This is a genomic window from Streptomyces sp. NPDC046465, from assembly GCF_040646035.1.
GTDB lineage: Bacteria > Actinomycetota > Actinomycetes > Streptomycetales > Streptomycetaceae > Streptomyces.
Genome location: NZ_JBEYZK010000001.1, coordinates 622,001 through 642,686, shown reverse-complemented (window position 1 = coordinate 642,686; position 20,686 = coordinate 622,001). Strand labels below are relative to the sequence as shown.

15 protein-coding genes are annotated in these 20,686 nt (G+C 72.2%); 10 read left to right on the top strand and 5 right to left on the bottom strand.

The window, feature by feature from the left end:
- The first annotated feature begins 28 nt into the window (after window positions 1–28).
- Window positions 29–1,306 carry a flavin-dependent oxidoreductase gene (locus ABZ953_RS02850; protein WP_361715536.1) on the top strand — a complete coding sequence of 426 codons (1,278 nt, stop codon included), beginning with the start codon at window positions 29–31 and terminating at the stop codon, window positions 1,304–1,306.
- A gap of 205 nt (window positions 1,307–1,511) precedes the next feature.
- On the top strand, window positions 1,512–2,054 hold the full coding sequence (locus ABZ953_RS02845; protein WP_361715533.1) for a DUF1203 domain-containing protein: 543 nt from the start codon (window positions 1,512–1,514) through the stop codon (window positions 2,052–2,054).
- Here the strand turns inward: ABZ953_RS02845 and ABZ953_RS02840 are convergent.
- A complete protein-coding gene (locus tag ABZ953_RS02840) occupies window positions 2,051–2,920 on the bottom strand; it encodes a LysR family transcriptional regulator (protein ID WP_361715530.1) in 870 nt (289 codons plus the stop codon). The genes ABZ953_RS02845 and ABZ953_RS02840 overlap by 4 nt on opposite strands.
- Window positions 2,921–3,064: 144 nt before the next feature.
- Between ABZ953_RS02840 and ABZ953_RS02835 the strand changes: the two genes are divergently transcribed.
- Window positions 3,065–4,294, top strand: coding sequence for an MFS transporter (locus ABZ953_RS02835; RefSeq protein ID WP_361715527.1), 1,230 nt, complete (start codon window positions 3,065–3,067; stop codon window positions 4,292–4,294).
- A gap of 76 nt (window positions 4,295–4,370) precedes the next feature.
- Here the strand turns inward: ABZ953_RS02835 and ABZ953_RS02830 are convergent, their stop codons facing one another.
- Window positions 4,371–5,393 carry an aspartate-semialdehyde dehydrogenase gene (locus tag ABZ953_RS02830; protein WP_361715524.1) on the bottom strand — a complete coding sequence of 341 codons (1,023 nt, stop codon included), beginning with the start codon at window positions 5,391–5,393 and terminating at the stop codon, window positions 4,371–4,373.
- Between the two features lie 299 nt (window positions 5,394–5,692).
- Between ABZ953_RS02830 and ABZ953_RS02825 the strand changes: the two genes are divergently transcribed.
- Both ABZ953_RS02825 and ABZ953_RS02820 read left to right on the top strand, forming a co-directional pair.
- Window positions 5,693–6,160: a sigma-70 family RNA polymerase sigma factor gene (locus ABZ953_RS02825; RefSeq protein ID WP_361715694.1), complete on the top strand. Its 468-nt coding sequence runs from the start codon at window positions 5,693–5,695 to the stop codon at window positions 6,158–6,160.
- A 1-nt stretch (window position 6,161) separates the two neighbouring features.
- Window positions 6,162–6,932 carry a hypothetical protein gene (locus ABZ953_RS02820; protein ID WP_361715521.1) on the top strand — a complete coding sequence of 257 codons (771 nt, stop codon included), beginning with the start codon at window positions 6,162–6,164 and terminating at the stop codon, window positions 6,930–6,932.
- 88 nt (window positions 6,933–7,020) lie between these two features.
- Here ABZ953_RS02820 and ABZ953_RS02815 read toward each other — a convergent pair whose 3' ends face one another.
- Entirely contained in the window at window positions 7,021–10,305 is a 3,285-nt protein-coding gene (locus tag ABZ953_RS02815) for a S8 family serine peptidase (RefSeq protein ID WP_361715518.1), read from the bottom strand.
- 302 nt (window positions 10,306–10,607) lie between these two features.
- Here ABZ953_RS02815 and ABZ953_RS02810 point away from each other — a divergent pair, with 302 nt between their 5' ends.
- The 4 genes from ABZ953_RS02810 (at window position 10,608) to ABZ953_RS02795 (ending at window position 15,834) form a co-directional block, all read left to right on the top strand.
- Window positions 10,608–11,084 (top strand): NUDIX hydrolase, encoded by a 477-nt coding sequence (locus ABZ953_RS02810; RefSeq protein WP_361715515.1) that lies wholly within the window; start codon window positions 10,608–10,610, stop codon window positions 11,082–11,084.
- 257 nt (window positions 11,085–11,341) lie between these two features.
- Window positions 11,342–13,198, top strand: coding sequence for a TIGR03767 family metallophosphoesterase (locus ABZ953_RS02805; protein WP_361715512.1), 1,857 nt, complete (start codon window positions 11,342–11,344; stop codon window positions 13,196–13,198).
- A gap of 129 nt (window positions 13,199–13,327) precedes the next feature.
- Complete coding sequence (locus tag ABZ953_RS02800) at window positions 13,328–14,593, top strand: serine hydrolase domain-containing protein (RefSeq protein ID WP_361715509.1); 1,266 nt, start codon at window positions 13,328–13,330, stop codon at window positions 14,591–14,593.
- A gap of 239 nt (window positions 14,594–14,832) precedes the next feature.
- Complete coding sequence (locus ABZ953_RS02795) at window positions 14,833–15,834, top strand: serine hydrolase domain-containing protein (protein ID WP_361715506.1); 1,002 nt, start codon at window positions 14,833–14,835, stop codon at window positions 15,832–15,834.
- A 137-nt stretch (window positions 15,835–15,971) separates the two neighbouring features.
- Here the strand turns inward: ABZ953_RS02795 and ABZ953_RS02790 are convergent, their stop codons facing one another.
- A complete protein-coding gene (locus ABZ953_RS02790) occupies window positions 15,972–17,015 on the bottom strand; it encodes a hypothetical protein (RefSeq protein ID WP_361715503.1) in 1,044 nt (347 codons plus the stop codon).
- Window positions 17,016–17,223: 208 nt separating this feature from the next.
- Complete coding sequence (gene pepN, locus ABZ953_RS02785; protein ID WP_361715500.1) at window positions 17,224–19,800, bottom strand: aminopeptidase N; 2,577 nt, start codon at window positions 19,798–19,800, stop codon at window positions 17,224–17,226.
- A 157-nt stretch (window positions 19,801–19,957) separates the two neighbouring features.
- On the opposite strand from pepN, the gene ABZ953_RS02780 reads away from it, so the two are divergent.
- Window positions 19,958–20,599 (top strand): DsbA family protein, encoded by a 642-nt coding sequence (locus ABZ953_RS02780; RefSeq protein ID WP_361715497.1) that lies wholly within the window; start codon window positions 19,958–19,960, stop codon window positions 20,597–20,599.
- The last annotated feature ends 87 nt before the right edge of the window (window positions 20,600–20,686 follow it).

Genomic DNA, 20,686 nt, shown 5'->3' with positions numbered 1-20,686 from the left:
CGGTCGCCGGCCCGCGCGCGCGGCGGTCATGACCGACGTACTGGTGGCGGGCGCTGGGATAGGCGGGCTCACCGCGGCGCTCAGCCTGCACGCGGCGGGCATCGACGTCCGGGTGGTGGACGCCATCGACCATCTGCGGCCCGTCGGCGTGGGGATCAACCTCCTGCCGCACGCCGTGCGGGAGTTGACCGAGCTGGGTCTCGGCGATGAGCTGGCGGCGACCGCCGTCGCCCCCGAGGCGATGGTCCACTTCGACCGGCACGGCAACCGCATCTGGGCCGAGCCGCGCGGTTTCGCCGTCGGCTACCACTGGCCGCAGTACTCCGTCCACCGCGGGGCCCTCCAACTGCTCCTCCTCGACGCGGTCCGCGACCGGCTCGGCGACTACGCGGTGCGCACCGGCACCGCCTTCGTGCGGCTCGCCGAGCGCGAGGGCGGCGCGCTGCGGGTCATCCTGCGGGACATGTCACGCGCCAGGGAGTACGCCGTCCGGGTGCGGGCCCTGATCGGCGCCGACGGGCTGCACTCCACGGTGCGGTCCGTGCTGCACCCCGGCGAGGGGCCGCCGCTGTGGAACGGCATCCGGATGTGGCGCGGCACCACCGACTGGCACCCGGTGCTCGGTGGCAGGACCGTGGCGGTCGCGGGCAGCAACGCCGCCGCGAAACTCGTCGTGTACCCGATCTCCCGGCGGGCCAGGGAAGGGGGCAGGGAGCTCCTCAACTGGGTGGCGGAGGTGCGGTTGCCGCCCGCGTACCACCACGGCATCGCCGGGCCCGCCGACTGGAACCGCTCCGGGCGGCTCTCCGACGTCCTGCCGCACTTCGCGGGGTGGCGCATCGGCGACCTCGACGTGCCCGCGCTGCTCGCCGCTACGCGGCACATCCTGGAGTACCCGATGGTCGACCGGGACCCGCTCGCCCAGTGGGGCCGCGGCCCGGTCACGCTGCTCGGCGACGCGGCGCACCCGATGTACCCGGTGGGGTCGAACGGCGGCTCCCAGGCGATCCTCGACGCCCGCGTCCTCGCCCGCTGCCTCGCGCACACGGCGCCGGACCGGGAGGCGGGGCTGCGGGCGTACGAGGAGGTGCGGCGCGAGGCCGCCAACGCGCTCGTCCTCGCCAACCGCACCATGCCCGCGGACCACATCCTCCACGCGGTCTCCCTGCGCGCGCCGGACGGCTTCGACCGGATCGAGGACGTCCTGACGCCGGACGAACTGGCGGAGCTGCACGGGGCGTACCGCAGGACCACGGGCACGGACGTGGCGGAGCTGAACAGGCGGGGGTCGTGGGGGGTGGGGTGACACGGGCTGCGGCTGCGGTTACGACTGTGGCTACGGCTACGGCTACCGCTACGGCTACCGCCACGGCGACGGCGACGGTTGTGGCTGTGGTTCGCCGTTCGGCCTCCGCGCCCGGAATCCGTTCGGCCTCCGCGCCCGAGAACCGCTCGACCTCCACGTCCGGAAACCGCCAGCCTCCTCCTCGCCCGTACGCGAGGCTCGCCCCATGACCACCACCGCGCCCACCACCACCGCGCCCACCACCTACGCCCCGCTCCCCATCGCGCCCGCCGTGCTCGCGCGGCTGCGCGACGCCGACGACGCCGGGCGGCCCTGCGTCCCGTACGTCGACCACGAGGGCGGCGACCCGCTCCGCTGCTGTCTGCGGCCCGCCGCCCCCGGCGAGCGCGTCGCCCTCGTGTCGTACGCGCCGCTGCGCCGCTGGGCCGCCGAGACCGGCGCGGCCCCCGGCGCCTACGACGAGCAGGGCCCGGTCTTCATCCACGCCGACCCCTGCGAGGGGCCGACGGAGGAGCGCGCGGGCTACCCCTTCTCCCGGGCCGGAGCGCTGCGGACGATCCGCCGGTACAGCGCGCAGGGACGCATCGTCGGGGGCCGCCTGCTGGAGATCCCGGAGAGCGAGGAACAGGGCTTCGACGCCGCGTTCACCGAGGCGTTCGCCGACCCGGAGGTCGCCCTCGTACACGTGCGCGCCGTGGAGTACGGCTGCTTCCACTTCGAGGTGCGCAGGCCGAGCAAGGTGAACTAGGAGCCTGCCACCGCCCGCGCGAACTCCCGTACCGGCTCCGTCTCCCCGTCCCGGTGCCACACCATCCCGAGCACCGAGTCCGGAAGGCCCTCGACCGGCACGAAGGTCACGTCCTTGCGGCCGTGGTACTCCGCCATCGGACGGCACAGCAGCATCGCCCCGCGGTCCGCCGCCACCAGGGTCAGGCCCTCCTGGAGCGTGCGGACCGCGGGGGCGGGCACGTCCGAGGGGGCGTGGGCCGTGCGCCAGTACGCGGGGGCGGGCGCGGCCGCCGCGATCAGCGGGGTCCGGGTCAGCTCCGCCGCCGCGAGCGAGTCCCGTTCCGCGAAGGCGTGCCGCACCGACACGGCGACGGTCTGCCGCTCACCGGCGAAGACGGGGCCGAGGACGAGGTCCGGCTCGTCGACCGGGAGCAGCACGATCGCCGCGTCCACACCACCGGCCCGCACCGCTCCGAACGGGTCGGCGAACGGGAGCTCCACGATCTCCGTGGCACAGCCCGGGTGCCGCTCCTGGAAGGCCTCGATGGCCCGCATCAGAGGCGCCTCCGCGGCCCCCTGGAAGCCGACCCGCAGGGTGCCCGCGACGCCCCGCGCCGCCGCCCGCGCCCGTTCGACCGCGGAGGCCAACTCGCGGTAGGACGGCCGTAGTTCGGCAAGAAACCGTTCCCCAGAGGTGGTGAGCGCCACCCGGCGGCTCGTACGCTCCACCAGGCGCGCGCCGATCCGCCGTTCCAGGGCCGCGAGCAACTGGCTGACGCGGCTCTGCGACACGTACAGCCGTTCGCCCGCCCGCCCGAAGTGCAGCTCTTCGGCGAGCACCAGGAAGCACTCCAGCTCCCGTATCTCCAGCCCGTACCCACTCATGCCGCGCGGCCCTCTCTCCTGATCGCCCTGATCGCCCTGATTCTCTGATCGCCCCGACGACCGTCCGGATCGATGAATCCGGCTCATACAAGGATGAGATCTTCCGCGTTGTTCCCGGGCGGGCGCCCCCACAGGGTGGTTGTCATGTCACAGAGCACGCATATGCCCGCGCAGACCGTCGCGTCGCCGCCCCCGCGCGGGCGCCTCGCCGTCCTCACGGTCACCGCCGCCACCTTCTCCGTCGTCACCACGGAGATGCTCCCCGTCGGCCTCCTCACCTCCGTCGGTTCCGGCCTGCACGTCTCGCACGGCACCGCGGGACTCGCCGTCACCCTGCCCGGCATCGTCGCCGGGCTCGCGGCCCCGCTGCTGCCGGTCGCCGCGCGCCGCGCCGACCGACGGAGCGTCCTTGCCGTGCTGATGGTCCTGCTCGCCGCCGCCAACGTCGTCTCCGCGCTCGCGCCCGCCTTCGGCGTGCTGCTCGCCGCCCGCGTCCTGGTGGGCGTCTGCATCGGCGGGGTCTGGGCCGTCGCGGCCGGGCTCGGCGTGCGGCTCGTCCACGAGGAGGGCGCGGGGCGGGCCACGGCGGTGATCTTCAGCGGGATCGCGGTGGCCTCCGTGCTCGGCGTGCCCGCCGGAACGTTCCTGGGCGAACTGGCGGGCTGGCGCTGGGGGTTCGCGGCCCTCGCCGTGCTCGCCCTGGCCGTCGCGGGGCTGCTCGCCACGGTCCTGCCCCGGCTGCCCGCGGACGAGGGGATCGGGCTCGGCGCGTTCCCCGCGCTGCTGCGCATCGGCCGACTGCGGGCCGGGCTCCTCGCCGTCACCCTCCTGGTCACCGGCCACTTCGCCGCGTACACCTACATACGCCCCGTCATGGAGCGGGTGCCCGGCATCGGCGCGGGCCTGATCAGCGTGCTGCTCCTCGCCTACGGGACGGCCGGCATCGTCGGCAACTTCGCGGGCGGCGCCGTGGCGGCCCGCGACCCGCGCAGGGCGCTGCTCACGATTTGCGCCGGACTCACCGCCGTGGTGCTGCTCATGGCACCCGCGGGCGGCTCGACCGTCGCGTCGGTGGCGCTGCTCGTGGCGTGGGGCCTGGCGTACGGCGGGGTCTCGGTCTCCGCGCAGAACTGGGTGATGGCCGCCGCCCCGCACGCCAGGGAGGCGGCGTCGGCGCTCTTCGCGGGGGTGTTCAACGTGGCGATCGCGCTCGGCGCCTTCTCCGGCGGCCGGGTCGCGGACGGCCAGGGGGCGGGCGCCGTGCTGTGGCTCGGCGGCGGGCTCGCCGGGCTCGCGCTCGTGGCGGTGGCGTGCGCGGGGCGCGGGCGGCCGCGGCCGGGGTACGCGAAGGGGGCGGCCACCGGCGAACGGTGACCGCCCCTCATCGGCGTACAGCAGGAGCTCAGCCCTTGAGCTCCGTGGCGCCCTTGAGTTCCGTGGCGCCCGTGAGCTACTTGGAGCCCTTGAGCTCCTTGGCGACCAGCTCCGCGATCTGCACGGCGTTCAGCGCCGCGCCCTTGCGGAGGTTGTCGTCGGAGATGAAGAAGGCCAGGCCGTTCTCGACCGTCTCGTCGTTCCGGATGCGGCCCACGAAGGCCTCGTCCTTGCCCGCGGCCTCAAGCGGCGTGGGCACCTCCGTGACGACGACGCCCTCGGCCGAGGAGAGGATCTCGGTGGCCCGCTGGGGGCTCAGGGGCCGCGCGAAGCGGGCGTTGACCTGGAGGGAGTGGCCGGTGAAGACCGGCACGCGCACGCAGGTGCCGGAGACCTTGAGGCCGGGGATCTCCAGGATCTTGCGGGACTCGTGGCGGAGCTTCTGCTCCTCGTCGGTCTCGTTCAGACCGTCGTCGACGACGGAGCCCGCCATCGGCAGGACGTTGTACGCGATCGGCGCGACGTACTTGTCCGGCTCGGGGAACTCGGCCGCCGAGCCGTCGTGGGTGAGCTTCGGGGCGTCCTCGCCGACCTTCTTGACCTGCTCGAAGAGCTCGTCGACACCGGCGAGGCCGGAGCCGGAGACCGCCTGGTAGGTGGCGACGACCAGCGCTTCGAGGCCCGCCTCGGCGTGCAGCGGCCTGAGGACCGGCATCGCGGCCATCGTCGTGCAGTTCGGGTTGGCGATGATGCCCTTGGGGCGGTCCTGAATCGCGTGCGGGTTGACCTCGGAGACGACGAGGGGGACCTCGGGGTCACGGCGCCAGGCCGAGGAGTTGTCGATCACGACGGCGCCCTGCGAGGCGACCTTCTCCGCGAGGGCCTTGGAGGTGGCGCCGCCTGCCGAGAACAGCACGATGTCCAGGCCCGTGTAGTCGGCCGTGGAGGCGTCCTCGACGGTCACTCCGTCGATGACCTTCCCGGCGCTGCGGGCCGAGGCGAACAGGCGCAGCTCGTCGGCGGGGAACTCACGCTCGACGAGGATCCTGCGCATGACCTTGCCGACCTGACCGGTGGCTCCGACGATTCCGACCTTCACAGGGACTTCCTCCGTAGTGCGTGCGGCCTGGTGACCCCGGCCTGGGCTTGGCTCCATCATGCGTCTGTCCAGGGCGGCTCTGTCCAATCCATTGTCCGAGGTGCGGGACGCCACATTCGCCGGGCACGTCGCGGGCACATCGCCGGACACGTCGCCGTGAACGTTTCGGGCGCTCCGGGCGTCGTAGGGGGAACGCGGGGAGGGGAGGCACATTGCTGCGCGGAAAAGCGCGCCGCGCGCCACGGACGCAGCCACAGGCGCAGCCACAGACGCGGGGGGCGGACCCGCTCGGTCCGGCACTGGAGGACCGGGTCCGGGCCGTCCTCGCGCTCGGCGGGGTGCCGCACGCCGATCTGCCGGACGGGGTGCAGCAGGTCAGGCTGAAGCTCCTTGAGCGGGCCGCGGACGGACGCGAGGCGCCGCGTGACGTGTCCGCGTGGTCGGCCGTCGTGGCCTCCAACCTCGCGATGGACTGGCACCGCTCCCGGCGCAGGCAGGAGCGGCTCGGCGAGCGGCTCGCGGTCCTGTGGCGGGAGGCCACCGACGAGGACGGCGCGGAGGCGCGGGCCACCTCGCTGGCCGTGGCCCAGGGCCTCGGCGAGCTGCCGGACGCCCAGCGGCAGGTGGTGGTCCTGCGCTTCTACGCGGACCTCCCGGTCCGGGACATAGCGCATGAACTGGGCATTCCGGAGGGCACGGTCAAGAGTCGGCTGCACACGGCGGTCCGGCTCCTGCGGGCCCGGCTGCACGAAGGGGAGGTGGTGTGACGTGCGGGACGAGGACTTCGACGCGCTGATGACGGCGATCACGGACGAGCCCGTGCCGGACGGGGCGCTGCGCGACCCTGACGCCGCCGCGGCCCACGCGGCGGCCGTGGCGGACGTCGCGCTGCTGCGGGAGCGGCTCGGCGCGGTGGGCGACACGCTGGCCGCGCGGGACGCGCCCCCCGCGGCACGGGCGCTCCCGTTCCGGCCCGCCCCGTTCCGGCCCGCGCGCCCGGCGGCCCGGCGCCGTCTGACGGTCGCCCTCGGCGCGGTGGCGGCGACGGTGGCCGCGGCCATGGTCGGCGGGCTCGCCTGGCTCGTGGTGGACACCGGGCCGGGTGCGAGCGACTCGGACGCGAAGGGCGCGGCGCCCGGGGCCGGGGGACACCGGAGCGACGGGGGCGCGGATCTGAGCGCCGAGGGCTTCGTCGCCTGCTCGCGGCTCATCGTGGAGGGCACGGTCAGCGCGGTCGATCCGGTGCCGGGTGGCTTGCAGGAGCGCGTCACGGTCGACGTGACGCGGTACGTGAAGCCGGAGTCGGGCAGCGGCACGGTCACGTTCCCGATGGACCGCGACGCGGCCCCGCGCCTGAAGACCGGCGACCGGGTCCTCGTCACGGTCGACAAGGGCTCGGCGGAGCCCGCCAACTGGGCCGTCGGCAAGGAACGGGACCGCCTGCGCGCGATGATCCGCAAGGCCCTGGCGGCGTCGGAGAAGATCCGGTGCGACGGCGACGGCGACAGCGACGGTGACGGCCCCGGGCCCGGGGGTTGAGCGCGGGGCAGTGCCGGAAAGCCCCGCCGGACTCCGCCCGAAGGCGGCTCCCGGCGGGGCTTCATCATCCTTATATCCCTACGAAGCGTTACGGCGTGACCTTCTCCACCTTCACGCTGCCGCTGCCCGCGACCGTGCCGCCCGCGTTCAGCAGGGACACCTCGCCGAACAGCTCACGGCCCGCGGCGGCCGGGGTCTTCGCCTCGACCTTCGCCTCGACCTGCGCCGAGGCGCCGTTGCCGAGCTTGATCTGCTTCGACTCGTCGACGGTGACGGTGCCGAGCGCGCCGGAGAAGAAGACGTCCCGGTAGTCGTACGCGGTCGTGCCGGACGGCACCGAGTAGCCCGCCACCTCGATCGTGTACGTACCGGCGGCCGGCTTGGTCAGGCTGACCGACTCGTCCGAGTCGCCCTCCGCCGACGAACCGACGACGACGCCGTCCTTCTTGACGGCCAGGTCCAGGTCGGCGGCGACGTCCGCGGGGGAGCCGATGGCGACGTCGAGACGCTCCGCGCCCGCGGGCACGACGACCTCGGTGGTCTGCGTCTCGCCCTGCTTGATGCTGGGCCGCACCGACTTGGCGGAGCCGAGCGGGCCGCCCTTGAGCTTGCCGTCGACGGCCGCGAAGTTGTTCGTCACCTTCCAGGAGACGGGGGCGGGCGTGCCGACCTTCGCCTCGGGCAGCGTCTGCACGGCCGGGTCGAAGGCGACGCCGAGCGCGGCGACGTTCAGCTTGTACGGGTTGTCGAGCATCGGCGACGTACGGCGCGACTCGACCTCGATCTCCCAGACACCGGCCTGCGGGGCCGCGTACGCACGCAGGTCCGGGCGGCAGGTGTTGGCCGGGTTCTCGTAGTTCGGGTAGCAGACGATCGACGAGGTGGAGTCGACCGGAACGCCGTAGGGGTGCACCGCGATGAAGCGGGTCTGGCTCTTGTCCTTCAGGCCGCCGAGGGCGACCTCGAGGGACTTGGCGCCCTTGGGGACCGTCACGAAGTACGACGTGGTGCTGTTGCGCTGCGTCGAGCTCTTCGCCGAGAAGGTGAACGACGGCTTGGCGAGCGGCGTCGAGACGACGACCGTCGACATGATCTGCTGGTCGACGCCCTCGGTGCGCTTGTCGTCGACGGCGAGGATCGCGCTGTGCAGCCCGGCCGACTTGGCCTGCGCCCGGACCTTGACGGTGACCGGCTTGTTCAGGCCCAGCTTCACTTCGTCGTCGCCGAGCAGCTTGAACGTGCCCTCGTGGTTGTTGACCAGCTTCAGGCTGTGGCGGATGGCGCGGTCCGGGCCCGAGGTGCGGGTGACCGTGACGTCGTACGTCCGCTTCTGGCCGGTCTTCAGGCCGCCCTCGCGGTCGTAGATGCCGGTGCCGGGCTTCTTCAGCTCCTGCTCAAGGGCGGTGTCGACCGGGGCCTTCACCGTGTACGTGTGCGCCTTCGCGCCGTCCTCGATGGCCTTCCAGGCGTCGACGATGTCGATGAGGCCGGTGCCCTGCGCGTACGCCTGCTCACCGCTGATGTGGCTCGCGGCCGAGGTCAGCGCGGTGCGCAGCTTCGCCGGGGGCAGGGCGATGTGCTCGCGCTTGGCGGCGGAGAGCAGCAGCGCCGAGGCGCCCGCGGCCTGCGGGGACGCCATCGAGGTGCCCTGCAGCATGGAGTAGCCGGCCGGGAGGCTGTAGCCCGCCTCGGCGACCGGGGCGCCGGGCAGCCAGGTCTGGGTGGTGTTGATGGCCGAGCCGGGCGCCGAGATGATGGGCGCGAAGCCGCCGTCCTCACGCGGGCCGCGCGAGGAGAACGGCATCATCGCGTACTTCTTCTTCACGGCCGAGCCGTAGTTGGCGGCCCAGGTCTCCTTGGAGATGGCCGCGCCGACCGAGATGACCTTGTCGGCAAGGCCGGGGTCGCCGATGGTGTTGGCGCCGGGGCCCGAGTTGCCCGCGGAGATCACCAGCTGCACGCCGTAGGTGTCGATGAGGCGGCTGTAGAGCTCGGCGCGCGCGTTGTTGCCGTCGTTGAGGGCGGGCAGGCCGCCGATCGACATGTTCACGATGTCGACGCCGCGCTTCGTCACGAGGTCGATCATGCCCTCGGTCAGCGCGACGTTGGTGCAGCCGCCGGTCCAGGTGCAGGCGCGCGAGGAGACCAGCTTGGCGCCGGGCGCCGCGCCGCTCATCTTGCCGCCGAACAGGCCGTTGGCCGCGGTGATGCCCGCGACGTGCGTGCCGTGCTCGGACTCGATGACGCCGATGTTGACGAAGTCGGCCTTCTTGCCGACCCAGTCGCCGCCGTACGGGTCGGTCGGCACGTCCTTGCGGATCTCGACGACGAACGGGACGCGCTCGGCGACGTCGGTCGCCGGGTCGTCCTTGCCGAAGTAGGCGACCTGGTGGCCGTCCTTGTACGGCTTCATCGGCTTGTCGTCGGTGAAGTCCTTGTTGTCGTTCAGGTCGACGCGGACGGTGCCGGCGGCCGGGTCGTAGAGCACGCCCCAGCTGTCGGTGGTGTCACCGTCGCGGTTGATGTCGCCCTTGGCGTCGCCGCCGGTGGTGGCCGACTCCCGGAAGCGGTTGACCTGGAAGGAGCCCGCCGGGGCCTTCCACGTCTCGCCGTCCCAGGTGAAGACGGGGCCGCTGACCGGGTTGGTCATCCGGCGCCAGGTGGCGTCGGCGTCCACGATCGGGTCGGTCGCGGTCACCCAGTCGGTGATCTTGCGCTCACCGGTCGTGGTCTTCTTCAGCGCGGGGTGACCCAGGTCGATGCCGGAGTCGAGGATGCCGATGGTGACGCCGCGGCCATCGGCCTTGCGGTGCTTCTTCACGAAGTCGACGGCGCCCGTCTCGGCGGACGGGTTGTACGGGTTCTTCGCCGGAGTGCTCTTGTCCGGGCCCGGGTACGTCCCCCGGGCGGCGGTCTTCGCGCCCTTGGCGCGGTCCGCGGCGGGGGTCGGGTCGTCCAGCTCGATCTCGTGGCGCAGATCGATGGCGTGCACCGACGACAGCTTCGCGGCCGACTTGATCGCGGCGTCCGCCTTGGCGGTCGGCACGGTCGCGCGGACGTAGCCGAGCTTGTCGTAGGTGCGGCCCACCGAGCCGCCCTTGACGCCGTCGAGCTGGTCGGCGACCTGCTCGGTGGCGCCGGGCGCGGTGGCGACCATCATCGTGACGGTCTTCTCGCCGTCCGCGCGGGCGTCGGCAAGCAGTTCGGCGTCGGCCGGACCGAGCTTGTCGCCCGCGGACTTGGGCGCCGGGACGGGGGTCTCGTCCGCGGCGAAGGCGAGGGGGGCGGCCCCGGTCGCGCAGAGCGCGGCGGTGAGACCGACGGCTATCGCGAGACGGGGCGCGCGTCTCGCGCTGGAACTGGATCTGGGCATCGGCATCCCTGTACGTGAAGGTCGGGAAGGAGGGTCGATCCCGTCCGGAACCCCGAAGGGTCCGGAAATCGGGACCGGATGACCGCTCACCCTTACGTAAGTGACAGGTGTTTGGGGAGAGTTGTCCGAGCTGTGATCGGGGTGTGACGTAATTCCGCCATGCGCCATCGCGGACAAGAGTGAGCACAAGGGACATTGGGTGCTCCTGGCGTGCCCCGGAGAGGCGCGGGGAACCGCACGACAAGCCACGGCAAACCTGCAGACCGAGAGCGTTCTCCCGAAGAACCGCCTAGCGTCACCCCGTGCACAAAGAACTCCGGGTGGCGGCCTACGCCGTATGCGTACGCGACGGCCACGTCCTGCTCGCCCGCTGGGTCGCGGGCGACGGCAGCAAACGCTGGACGCTGCCCGGCGGCGGCATGGACCACGGCGAGGACCCCTACGACACCGTGATCCGGGAGGCCGACGAGGAGACCGGATACGTCGTCGAGCCGGTCGCGCTCCTCGGCGTCGACTCCCTGCGCCGCCGCTATCCGCGCCGACTCGGCGCCGTCGCCGACTTCCACGGCCTGCGGATCGTGTACGAGGGGCGCATCACCGGCGGCACCCTGCGCAGCGAGACCGAGGGGTCCACGGACCTCGCGGCCTGGCACCCCCTGGACGCCGTGCCCGACCTCGACCGCGTCGGGCTCGTCGACATCGGCCTGAGCCTCTGGCGCACCCGCCCCGCCGACGGCCACAGCCACAGCCATGGCCACGCCGCGGAACCGGAGAACTGACCCCGCCAACTGCCTTCCCTTCCCCGGAAGGTGAACGTGGAGTGACCGCTTCCTCTCCGCCCGGAGAGGGGTGCGTGACCGCGCAGGGTGCCGGGTGATCCACGTACGGTGATCTGCGTCGGCCGTTGCGGCCTCGTTCACGCGCAGGTCATCCCCGCTGCCAACGATCCAGTACGAGCGGGCAGTTCGCAGGCCGCAGTCAGGCCCGGGCCGCCCGCGACCACTGCCGACGCGTTCGCACCCGGGGAGACCGCGCCATGCCGCGCATACGCTCTGTCGCCACCGCAACCGCCGAAACCGCCACGGCCGCAATCGCCGAGACCGCAATCGCCGAGACTGCCACGGCCGCAACCGGCGTGGCGTCCCGCGCCGCCTCCGCCGTGGCCGGGCTCGACCGCCGCGCGTTCCTCGCCGCAGCCGGAGCAGTCACCGTCTCCGCAGGCGTCGGCTACGCCCTCGGCCCCGGCGCGGGCTCCGGCAACGCCGCGCCCGCGGGCCACGCCACCGTCCCGCGCTCCCGCCCGGCGCCCGCCGCGCCCCTCATGCCGTACAAGAACGGCACCACTCTGCTCACCGTCGCCGCACCGCGCGGCAGCACCGGCTACCGGCGGCTCGGCGACGGGCCCGCCTGGCGCCGCGTCGTCCGGGGCGATCTCGCGGCGGCCGGGGCGGGCCGCGAGAACCGGCGGACCGCGCTCGCCGCCTTCGTGCAATTCACCGACCTGCACCTCGTCGACGTCCAGCACCCCTTGCGCTACGAGTACCTGCGCGCCCAGACCGCCAGCGCCTGGCGGCCCCACGAGTCCCTCTCCGTGGCCGGTGCCGTCGCCCTCGTCGAGCGGGTCAACGCCCTGCGCGGCGCGCCCGCCACCGGCGCGCCCCTGCACTGCGTCGTGACGACCGGCGACAACACCGACAACAACTCCCGGTCCGAACTGGACTGGTTCCTCAAGGTGATGAGCGGCGGGCGCATCACACCCAATACCGGCGACCCGCGCCACTACGAAGGCGTGCAGAGCAGCGGCCTCAAGCTGTACTGGCACCCGGACGACGCCCTGCGCGACGCCGACAAGGGGCTCGGCTTCCCGCGCCTGCACGGCTTCCTCGACGCGGCGATCAGCGAGGTCAACAGCCCGGGTCTCGGCCTGCCCTGGTACTCCACGGTCGGCAACCACGACGCCCTGCCCGGCGGCTGCTGGGCGCCCAGAGACCCGTACTTCACCGAATTCGCCACCGGCGGGAAGAAGCTGATGTCTCTGGACGAGGCGCGTGGAGCCGCCCTGTGGAAGGCGGTGAAGAAGGGCCGCGACCCCAAGGGCGCGCACTTCAAGGAGCTCCTCAAGAGCGAGGCGCGCCGCATGTGGTCCGTCACGCCGGACGCGTCCCGCGCGCCCTTCACGCCCGCCGAGTACCTCCAGGCGCACCTCGACCCCGCGCACACCGGTCCCGGCCCCGTCGGCCACGGCTACACGCAGGAGAACCTCGCCGCCGCCACGCAGTACTACTCCTTCCGCATCAGCGACGACGTGCTCGGCATCAGCCTGGACACCACCGACCCCGGCGGCCACTACGAGGGCTCGCTCGGCACCGCTCAACTCCGCTGGCTGGAGCGGGAGCTGAAGACCAACGAGGAGCGCGACGGCGGCCCGTCGTACGTCGTCGTCCTCAGCCACCACACCAGCAAGAGCATGCGCAACCTCCGCGACGACCCGGCGCGCCCCGGCGAGGCCCGGCACGGCGGCGACGAGCTCGTGACGCTGCTCGGCCGCTTCCCCTCCGTCCTCGCCTGGGTCAACGGCCACAGCCACAAGAACGCCATCACCCCGCACCGCACCGCGCACGGCTCCTTCTGGGAGGTCTCCACCGCCTCGCACATCGACTTCCCGCAGCTCGCGCGGGTGGTGGAGATCAGCGACAACCACGACGGAACGATCTCCGTCTTCACCACCCTCATCGAATCCGCGGCCCCGCACCGCACGGACTTCGCCGACCTCTCCCAGACCGGCCTGGCCGCGCTCTACCGCGAGCTGTCCTTCAACGCGCCCGGCGCGAGGGCCACGTTGGGCGGCGAGCCGGGGGACAGGAACACGGAGCTGATCCTCAAGAAGGGCTGAGTCGGCTGAAACACGCCCAACCCGCGCACCGGTCTCAACCTCGGCCCGGGGCCGCCCAGTCCCCCCTGTCGACCACGATCGACCGCGATCGAGCGCGATCGACCATGTTCGACAACGAGGGGACATCACATGTCAGTGCGCAGAAGCCGCCTGCTGGGTGCGGCGGCGATGACGACCACGGCGTTGGCGATGACGGCGGGGGCGCTCACGGCCCCTGCCTCAGCCGCCCCTGCCTCAGCCGCCCCTGCCTCAGCCGCCCCTGCCTCAGCTGCCCCTGCCTCAGCCGCCCCTGCCTCAGCTGCCCCTGCCTCAGCCGCCCTTGCCGCCGCCGCGCAGCCGGACCGGCACGAGGCGACGAAGCGGGCGCTCGACGGCATCGTCGCCGAGGGCGTGCCCGGGGTGACCGCCCAGGTGCGGGACGGGAACGGGCCCTGGAACGCCGCTTCGGGCCTCGGTGACCTCAAGCGGCAGACCCCGCGCGGCGAGCACGACCGGTTCCGCGTCGGCAGCATCACCAAGACGTTCGTGGCGACCGTGCTGCTGCAACTGCAGGCCGAGGGCCGCATCGATCTGGACGACACGGTGGGGAAGTGGCTGCCGGGCGTCGTCGAGGGGCACGGGCACGACGGGGACAGGATCACGGTCCGGCAGCTCCTCAACCACACCAGCGGGATCGCCGACTACACCACGGACGACGAGTTCCTACGGAAGGTGTTCGGCAAGGGCTTCTTCAAGCACCGCTACGACACCTGGACGCCCCGGCGACTGGTGAACCTCGCCATGCGCCACAAGCCGACCTTCGAGCCCGGCACGGACTGGAGCTACTCCAACACCAACTACATCGTCGCCGGGATGATCATCAAGAAGGTGACGGGGAACGCGTACGGCGACGAGATCAGGCGGCGCGTCATCGCTCCTCTCCACCTGACCGCCACCACGGTCCCCGGCACCCGCCCCACCGTGCCGCAGCCCAGCTCCCGCGCCTACGGCAAGCTCCCCGCGGACCCCGAGGCCAAGGTCTACGACGTCACCGAGCTCAACCCGTCGGGGGCGGGCTCGGCGGGTGAGATGATCTCCGACTCGGCGGACCTGAACCGCTTCTACGCGGCGCTGCTCGGCGGCAGGCTGCTGCCCGAGGCGCAGCTCGCCGAGATGAAGACGACGGTCCCCGTCGGCGACAAGGGCGCCGGATACGGGCTCGGCATCTCGGTCCTCAAGCTGCCCTGCGAGGGGACGGTCTGGGGCCACGACGGGGGCATCCACGGCTCGTCGTCCCTGGCGGTGACGACCCCGGACGGCCGCCACTCGCTGGCGCTCAACATCAACGGCGACTGGGCGGGTGACGTCGACCCGGTGGTGACGGCGGAGTTCTGCGGCGAGGGGGGAGACGCGTGACCCCGCACAGAGGGCACAGCGCGCTCAGAGGGCACAGCGCGCACAGAGGCCTGACAGGTGCGGCAGCGGCACTGGCGGTGGCCTTGGCGGCGGGCGCCCTCGCGGCCCCAGCGTCCGCCGCGTCACCGCGCCCCGGACACGAACACGAACACGGACACGAACACGAACACGGACACGGACACGGCGGCCACCGGCACGAGGCCACCCAACGGGCGTTCAACGGGGCCGTGGAGGAGGGCGTGCCCGGAGTCACCGGCGAGGCGAGCGACACGTACGGGAAGTGGAAGGGGACCTCGGGCCTCGGGGACCTGGAACGCGGGACGCCGCGCGGCGACAACGACCGCTTCCGCGTCGCCAGCATCACCAAGACGTTCGTGGCGACGGTCCTTCTCCAGCTGGAGGCCGAGGGGCGGATCGACCTGGACGACACGGTGGGCACGTGGCTGCCGGGAGTCGTCGAGGGCAACGGCCATGACGGGGACCGGATCACGGTCCGGCAGATCCTCAACCACTCCAGTGGGATCTTCGACGTCTCGGCGGACCCGGAGTTCCGACGGACGGTGTTCACCGAGGAGTTCCTCCGGCACCGCTACGAGACGTGGACGCCTGAGCGGCAGGTGCAGATCGCCATGCGCCACGAGCCCGTCTTCGCGCCCGGCACGAGCTGGCGGTACTCCAACACCAATTACGTTGTCGCCGGGATGGTCATCAAGAAGGTGACGGGCAACGAGTACGGCGACGAGATCAGGCAGCGCATCATCGAACCGCTCGGCCTGAAGTCCACCAGCGCCCCCGTGACCGACCCCACCCTGCCGGGTCCGCACAGCAGGGCGTACTCGAAGCTGCACGGAAAACCGCAGGACAGGACGTACGACTTGACGGAGCTCAACCCTTCCCTGGCGGGCTCGGCGGGCGGAATGATCTCCGACGCCGCCGACCTGAACCGCTTCTACACGGCGCTGCTACGGGGAAAGCTGCTGCCCGCGAAGCAACTGGCCGAGATGAAGGAGGGCGTTCCGACGGGCGAGGGCACCCCGCCCGGGTCGCGCTACGGCCTGGGCCTCGAACGCCGCAAGCTGCCCTGCGGCAAGGTGCTCTGGGGCCACGACGGCAATATGCACGGCAGCTCGACCTTCGCGGTGAGCACGCCGGACGGCAGGCACGCGCTGGCGTACAACTTCAACGGGGACTGGGCGGGGGACCACGCCCCGGTCCTGACGGCGGAGTTCTGCGGCACGTGACACAGCGGGCGGGAAACCTTCCCGTCGGGCCTCGGCGAAGGGGCGGAACCCGTGACCTCACGGCGTTCCGCCCCTTCACTCCCCGTCCTGCGGTCCTGCGGTCCTGCGGTCCTGCGATATGGCGGTCCGCGCCCGCGTTATCTCGGCAGCACCACCACATACGCCGCCGGGTCACGGTCGACCGACGCCATCAGCGCGGTCCGCACCACGGCCGCCTGCTGTTCGGCGGAGTCCCTGAGCTTCTTCGGGGTGAGGTGCACGACGGTGATGCCGAGCCGTTCCAGGTGCTCGCGCTTGCGGACGTACTCCGACCACATCGCGTCCTCGTCCTGGCGCGGCGCCCGCGTGTCCAGCTCCACGGCGACGGCGTGGTCGGGCCAGTAGGCGTCGACGCCGCCCAGCTGCGGGCCGCCGGGCAGCCGCAGGTCGACGTTCCAGAGTGGGTCGGGCAGACCGTGTTCGCTGACCATCCGGTACAGCCGGTCCTCGGCGATGGCGCGCCCCTCGGCGAGCAGGGAGTCGACGGCGTCCACGACGTGCGGGCGGGTCAGCAGCCCCGCGTCGTGCAACTCCCGTACGACGGCCGCCGGTTCGCAGTGCCCGCCGCGCACCGCCTCGGTGAGCAGCCGCCGCACGGCGCCCGCGTCGGTGAGCTGTGCCACGGCGTCGGCGAGGGCTCGCGGCACCGGGGCCACCGGAACTCCCGTGATCTGCTGCGGAGTCGGCATCACCTGGCTGCGTACGAGCCGGGCGAAGCCGACGGACCGCAGGCGGCGGGTACGGGGCACCAGGACGTCGACGCGGTCCAGGGAGAGCAGCGGGGGAGCGGACGAGAAGCGGTGCAGGGCGAGGGCGGCGAGGCCCGTGATCATCGCGTCCGCGTACGGGGCGTGGGCCTCGCCCGCGCGGGGCTGGGCGGGCACGGCTCTGGCGGGGCGGACCGGCGGGCGCCCCGCGTACAGCAGGGCGCCGTGCAGCCGCTCCTCGCTGGTCGGCGGGCCCGGGTGCAACAGGCAGACGCCCGGGAGGAGTTGCTGCCAGGGCCCGCCGGGTCGGCAGTGCGTTCCGGCGTCCGCCGCCGTGACGCCGTGCTCGCCGAGCTGGGCGGTGCTCATGACGCGAAGCTGGACGTCGGCGAGGTGCTGGAGGGGGAGGGGTGAGAGCGGGGCGTTGTGGTTCATGCCCCGGTCGTTCCCGCGCCCGGCCGCCCCGCTAACCGGTGTTACACGCCCGTCGACAAACCCGGACAAGCTCGCCCTAAAGCACGGACGTTCGACTGCCGATGAGCTCCCGCGCGCGACACCGCCCTGACCTGCGCCGCCGGGGCGGGGGAGGGCCTCCTGAGCCGCGACCCGAGCCGCGTCCTGAACCCTCCCCGCACCCCGTCACTCAGACCGCGGCCCCCGCGTCACAGGCCTGGGCCCGCAGCGAACGGGCCAGGTCGTCCCGCGCCTCCAGGACGAGGCGGCGCAGGGCGGGCGCGCCGGACTCATGGGCGGTGAGCCACTCGTCCGCCGCCGCCAACGTCGCCTCGTCGCCCTGCAGATGCGGGAAGAGGCCCTTCACCACGTCCATGCCGATCTGGATGGACCGCTCGGCCCACACCCGCTCGATGGCGGCGAAGTACTTGGAGACGTACGGCGCCGTCAGCTCCCGCTGCGAGGGCCGTGCGAACCCCGAGATCGTCGCCTCCACCAGCGCGTTGGAGAGCGCGTCGGACTCCACCACGGAGGCCCACGCCTGCGCCTTGACCGCCGCCGAGGGGCGCGCGGCCAGGCACCGCACCTGGTGCCGCTTGCCGGAAGCCGTGTCGTCGCGGGCCAGTTCGGCCGCCAGGACGTCCTCGCCCGCGACGCCGTGCGAGGTCAGCGGCGAGAGGAACGCCCAGCGCAACTCCTGGTCGACGTCCAGGCCGTCGATCTTGGCGGTGCCTTCGAGGAGGCCCTGCAGCAGCTGCAGATCGGTCGCCGACGACGCCACGGTGGCGAAGAACCGCGCCCATGTCAGCTGGTGCTGGCTGCCCGGCTCGGCGATACGCAGCTCGCGCAGCGCGCCCTCGGCGAGGTCCCGGCCGCCCTCCTCGCGCCAGGTGGGCGCGGCGTAGTGCGTGAGGGCGGAGTTGGCCCAGGCGTGCAGCATCTGGAGCACGCCGATGTCGCTCTCGCGCCCGGCGAAGCGCAGCACCAGGCCGATGAAGTCACGGGCGGGCATCAGGCCGTCCCGCGTGAGGTTCCACAGCGAGGACCAGCACAGGGCGCGGGCCAACGGGTCGGTGATGTCGCCGAGATGGCCGCGCAGCGTCGCGAGGGAGTTCTCGTCGAAGCGGCTCTTGCAGTACGTCAGGTCGTCGTCGTTGACCAGGACCAGCTCGGGGGCCTCCGCACCGGCCAGCTCGGTGACGACGGTGCGCGGACCCTCGACGTCGGCCTCCGCGCGGGCGTACCGCTCGAGCTCGCCACCGGCCGCCCTGCGGTACAGGCCCACGGCCACGCGGTGCGGGCGCAGTTCGGGGTGGGACTCGGCGGCCTCCTGGAGGACGGAGAGCTCGGTGATGCGGCCCTCCGCGTTCAGAATGACTTGCGGAGTCAGGGAGTTGACGCCCGCCGTCTGTAGCCAAGCACGCGACCAGGCCGCCATGTCGCGCCCGGAGGTCTCCTCCAGGACCGAGAGCAGGTCGCCGAGGACCGTGTTGCCGTACGCGTGCCGCTTGAAGTAGCGCCGGGCGCCCTCCAGGAAAGCGTCACGCCCGACGTACGCCACGAGCTGCTTGAGGACCGAGGCGCCCTTGGCGTACGTGATCCCGTCGAAGTTGAGCTTGGCGTCCTCCAGGTCGCGGATGTCGGCCGTGACCGGGTGGGTGGAAGGCAGCTGGTCGGCGCGGTAGGCCCATGCCTTGCGGTTGTTGGCGAAGGTGATCCAGCCGTTGGTGAAGCGGGTGGCATCGACCATGGAGAAGGAGCCCATGAAGTCGGCGAAGGACTCCTTGAGCCACAGGTCGTCCCACCACCGCATGGTGACGAGGTCGCCGAACCACATGTGGGCCATCTCGTGCAGGATCACGTTGGCCCGGCGCTCGTACGACGCCTGGGTCACCTTGCCGCGGAAGATGAACTCCTCGCGGAAGGTCACCAGGCCCGGGTTCTCCATCGCGCCCAGGTTGTACTCAGGGACGAACGCCTGGTCGTACTTCCCGAAGGGGTACGGGTAGTCGAAGTTGTCGTGGAAGAAGTCCAGGCCCTGCTTGGTGACGAGGAAGACGTCGTCGGCGTCGAAGTGCGGGGCGAGGCCCTTGCGGCACATCGCGCCGAGGGGGATCTCCAGGCGGGTGCCGTCGTCGAGGACCCGCTCATAGGAGTCCGTCACGTAGTGGTAGGGGCCGGCGACGACCGCCGTGATGTACGTCGAGATCGGCTTCGTCTCGGCGAACTTCCAGACGCCGTCGGACAGTTCGCCCACGCCGTTGGACCAGGCGGTCCACCCCTCGGGAGCCTGTACCTGGAAGCGGTAGGGCGCCTTGAGGTCGGGCTGCTCGAAGTTGGCGAAGACGCGGCGGGAGTCCGCGGGCTCGTACTGCGTGTAGAGGTAGACCTCGCCGTCCTCGGGGTCGACGAAGCGGTGCATGCCCTCACCGGTGCGGCTGTAGGCGCACTGGGCGTCCACCACCAGTTCGTTCTCCTCGGCCAGCTCCTCCAGGGCGATCCGGGTGCCGTCGAAGACTTCGGAGGGGTCCAGGTCCCTGCCGTTGAGGGAGAGGGCCGTGACGCTCGGGGCGATCAGGTCCGCGAAGGACGCGGCGCCCGGCTCCGCGCAGCGGAACCGGATCGTGGTGACCGACCGGAACGTGCGCGGTTCCTGACCGCTCTCGCCGACCGCCGACCGCAGGTCGAGGAAGACCTCGTATCCGTCGACGGAAAGCAGCGCGGCCCTCTCATGGGCCTCGTCGCGGGACAGATTCTCACCGGGCACGGGCGGCACTCCCTTGTGACTCGCATGTGTGACTCGCATGACTCGTACGAATGTCTACGATCCTCGCACGTGCCGTCTGCCGCCGACATCCGGGAATGCCCCGGTGTGCCACTGACGTTTTCCCGGCCAGATGCGAACGCATTCCCTAGGGAGAGACATGTCCGAGAACGGCAGCAAGACCCCCGTCGACTTCTGGTTCGACCCGCTGTGCCCCTGGGCCTGGATGACGTCGCGCTGGATGCTCGAGGTCGAGAAGGTCCGTGACGTGGAGGTCCGCTGGCACGTGATGAGCCTCGCCGTCCTGAACGAGAACAGGCTGGACGAGCTCCCCGACGAGTACCGCGAGATGCTGGAGACGAAGGCCTGGGGCCCCGTCCGCGTCGTCATCGCCGCCCAGCAGGAGCACGGTGAGGAGATCACCGGCAAGCTCTACACCGCGCTCGGCACCCGCTTCCACAACCGGGGCGAGGGCGTGACCCGCGAGGCCGTCGTCGGCGCTCTCAAGGACGTCCACCTGCCCGCGGAGCTCGTCGACCACATGGACAAGGACACCTACGACGCGGAGCTGCGCGCCTCCCACAAGGAGGGCATCGACAAGGTCGGCCAGGACGTCGGCACGCCGGTCATCGCCGTCCCCGGCGCCGACGGCTCGCAGATCGCCTTCTTCGGCCCCGTCGTGACCCCCGCGCCCAAGGGCGAGGCCGCGGCACGGCTCTGGGACGGCACGCTGCTCGTGGCCTCGACGCCGGGCTTCTACGAGATCAAGCGGACCCGGACCGAGGGCCCCAACTTCGAGTGAGCCCCGAGGGGTGCGCAACAGAAGTGAGTGCGCAACAGAAGTGAGTGCGCAACAGAAAGGCCCCCGTGAGTCATGTCCTCACGGGGG

What these genes read in the sequence shown, in the direction of transcription:
- ABZ953_RS02850 (WP_361715536.1), top strand. Translation starts at nt 29, where the DNA reads ATGACCGACGTACTGGTGGCGGGCGCTGGGATAGGCGGGCTCACCGCG.
- ABZ953_RS02845 (WP_361715533.1), top strand. Translation starts at nt 1,512, where the DNA reads ATGACCACCACCGCGCCCACCACCACCGCGCCCACCACCTACGCCCCG.
- ABZ953_RS02840 (WP_361715530.1), bottom strand. Translation starts at nt 2,920, where the DNA reads ATGAGTGGGTACGGGCTGGAGATACGGGAGCTGGAGTGCTTCCTGGTG.
- ABZ953_RS02835 (WP_361715527.1), top strand. Translation starts at nt 3,065, where the DNA reads ATGTCACAGAGCACGCATATGCCCGCGCAGACCGTCGCGTCGCCGCCC.
- ABZ953_RS02815 (WP_361715518.1), bottom strand. Translation starts at nt 10,305, where the DNA reads ATGCCCAGATCCAGTTCCAGCGCGAGACGCGCGCCCCGTCTCGCGATA.
- ABZ953_RS02805 (WP_361715512.1), top strand. Translation starts at nt 11,342, where the DNA reads ATGCCGCGCATACGCTCTGTCGCCACCGCAACCGCCGAAACCGCCACG.
- ABZ953_RS02800 (WP_361715509.1), top strand. Translation starts at nt 13,328, where the DNA reads ATGTCAGTGCGCAGAAGCCGCCTGCTGGGTGCGGCGGCGATGACGACC.
- ABZ953_RS02790 (WP_361715503.1), bottom strand. Translation starts at nt 17,015, where the DNA reads ATGAACCACAACGCCCCGCTCTCACCCCTCCCCCTCCAGCACCTCGCC.
- ABZ953_RS02780 (WP_361715497.1), top strand. Translation starts at nt 19,958, where the DNA reads ATGTCCGAGAACGGCAGCAAGACCCCCGTCGACTTCTGGTTCGACCCG.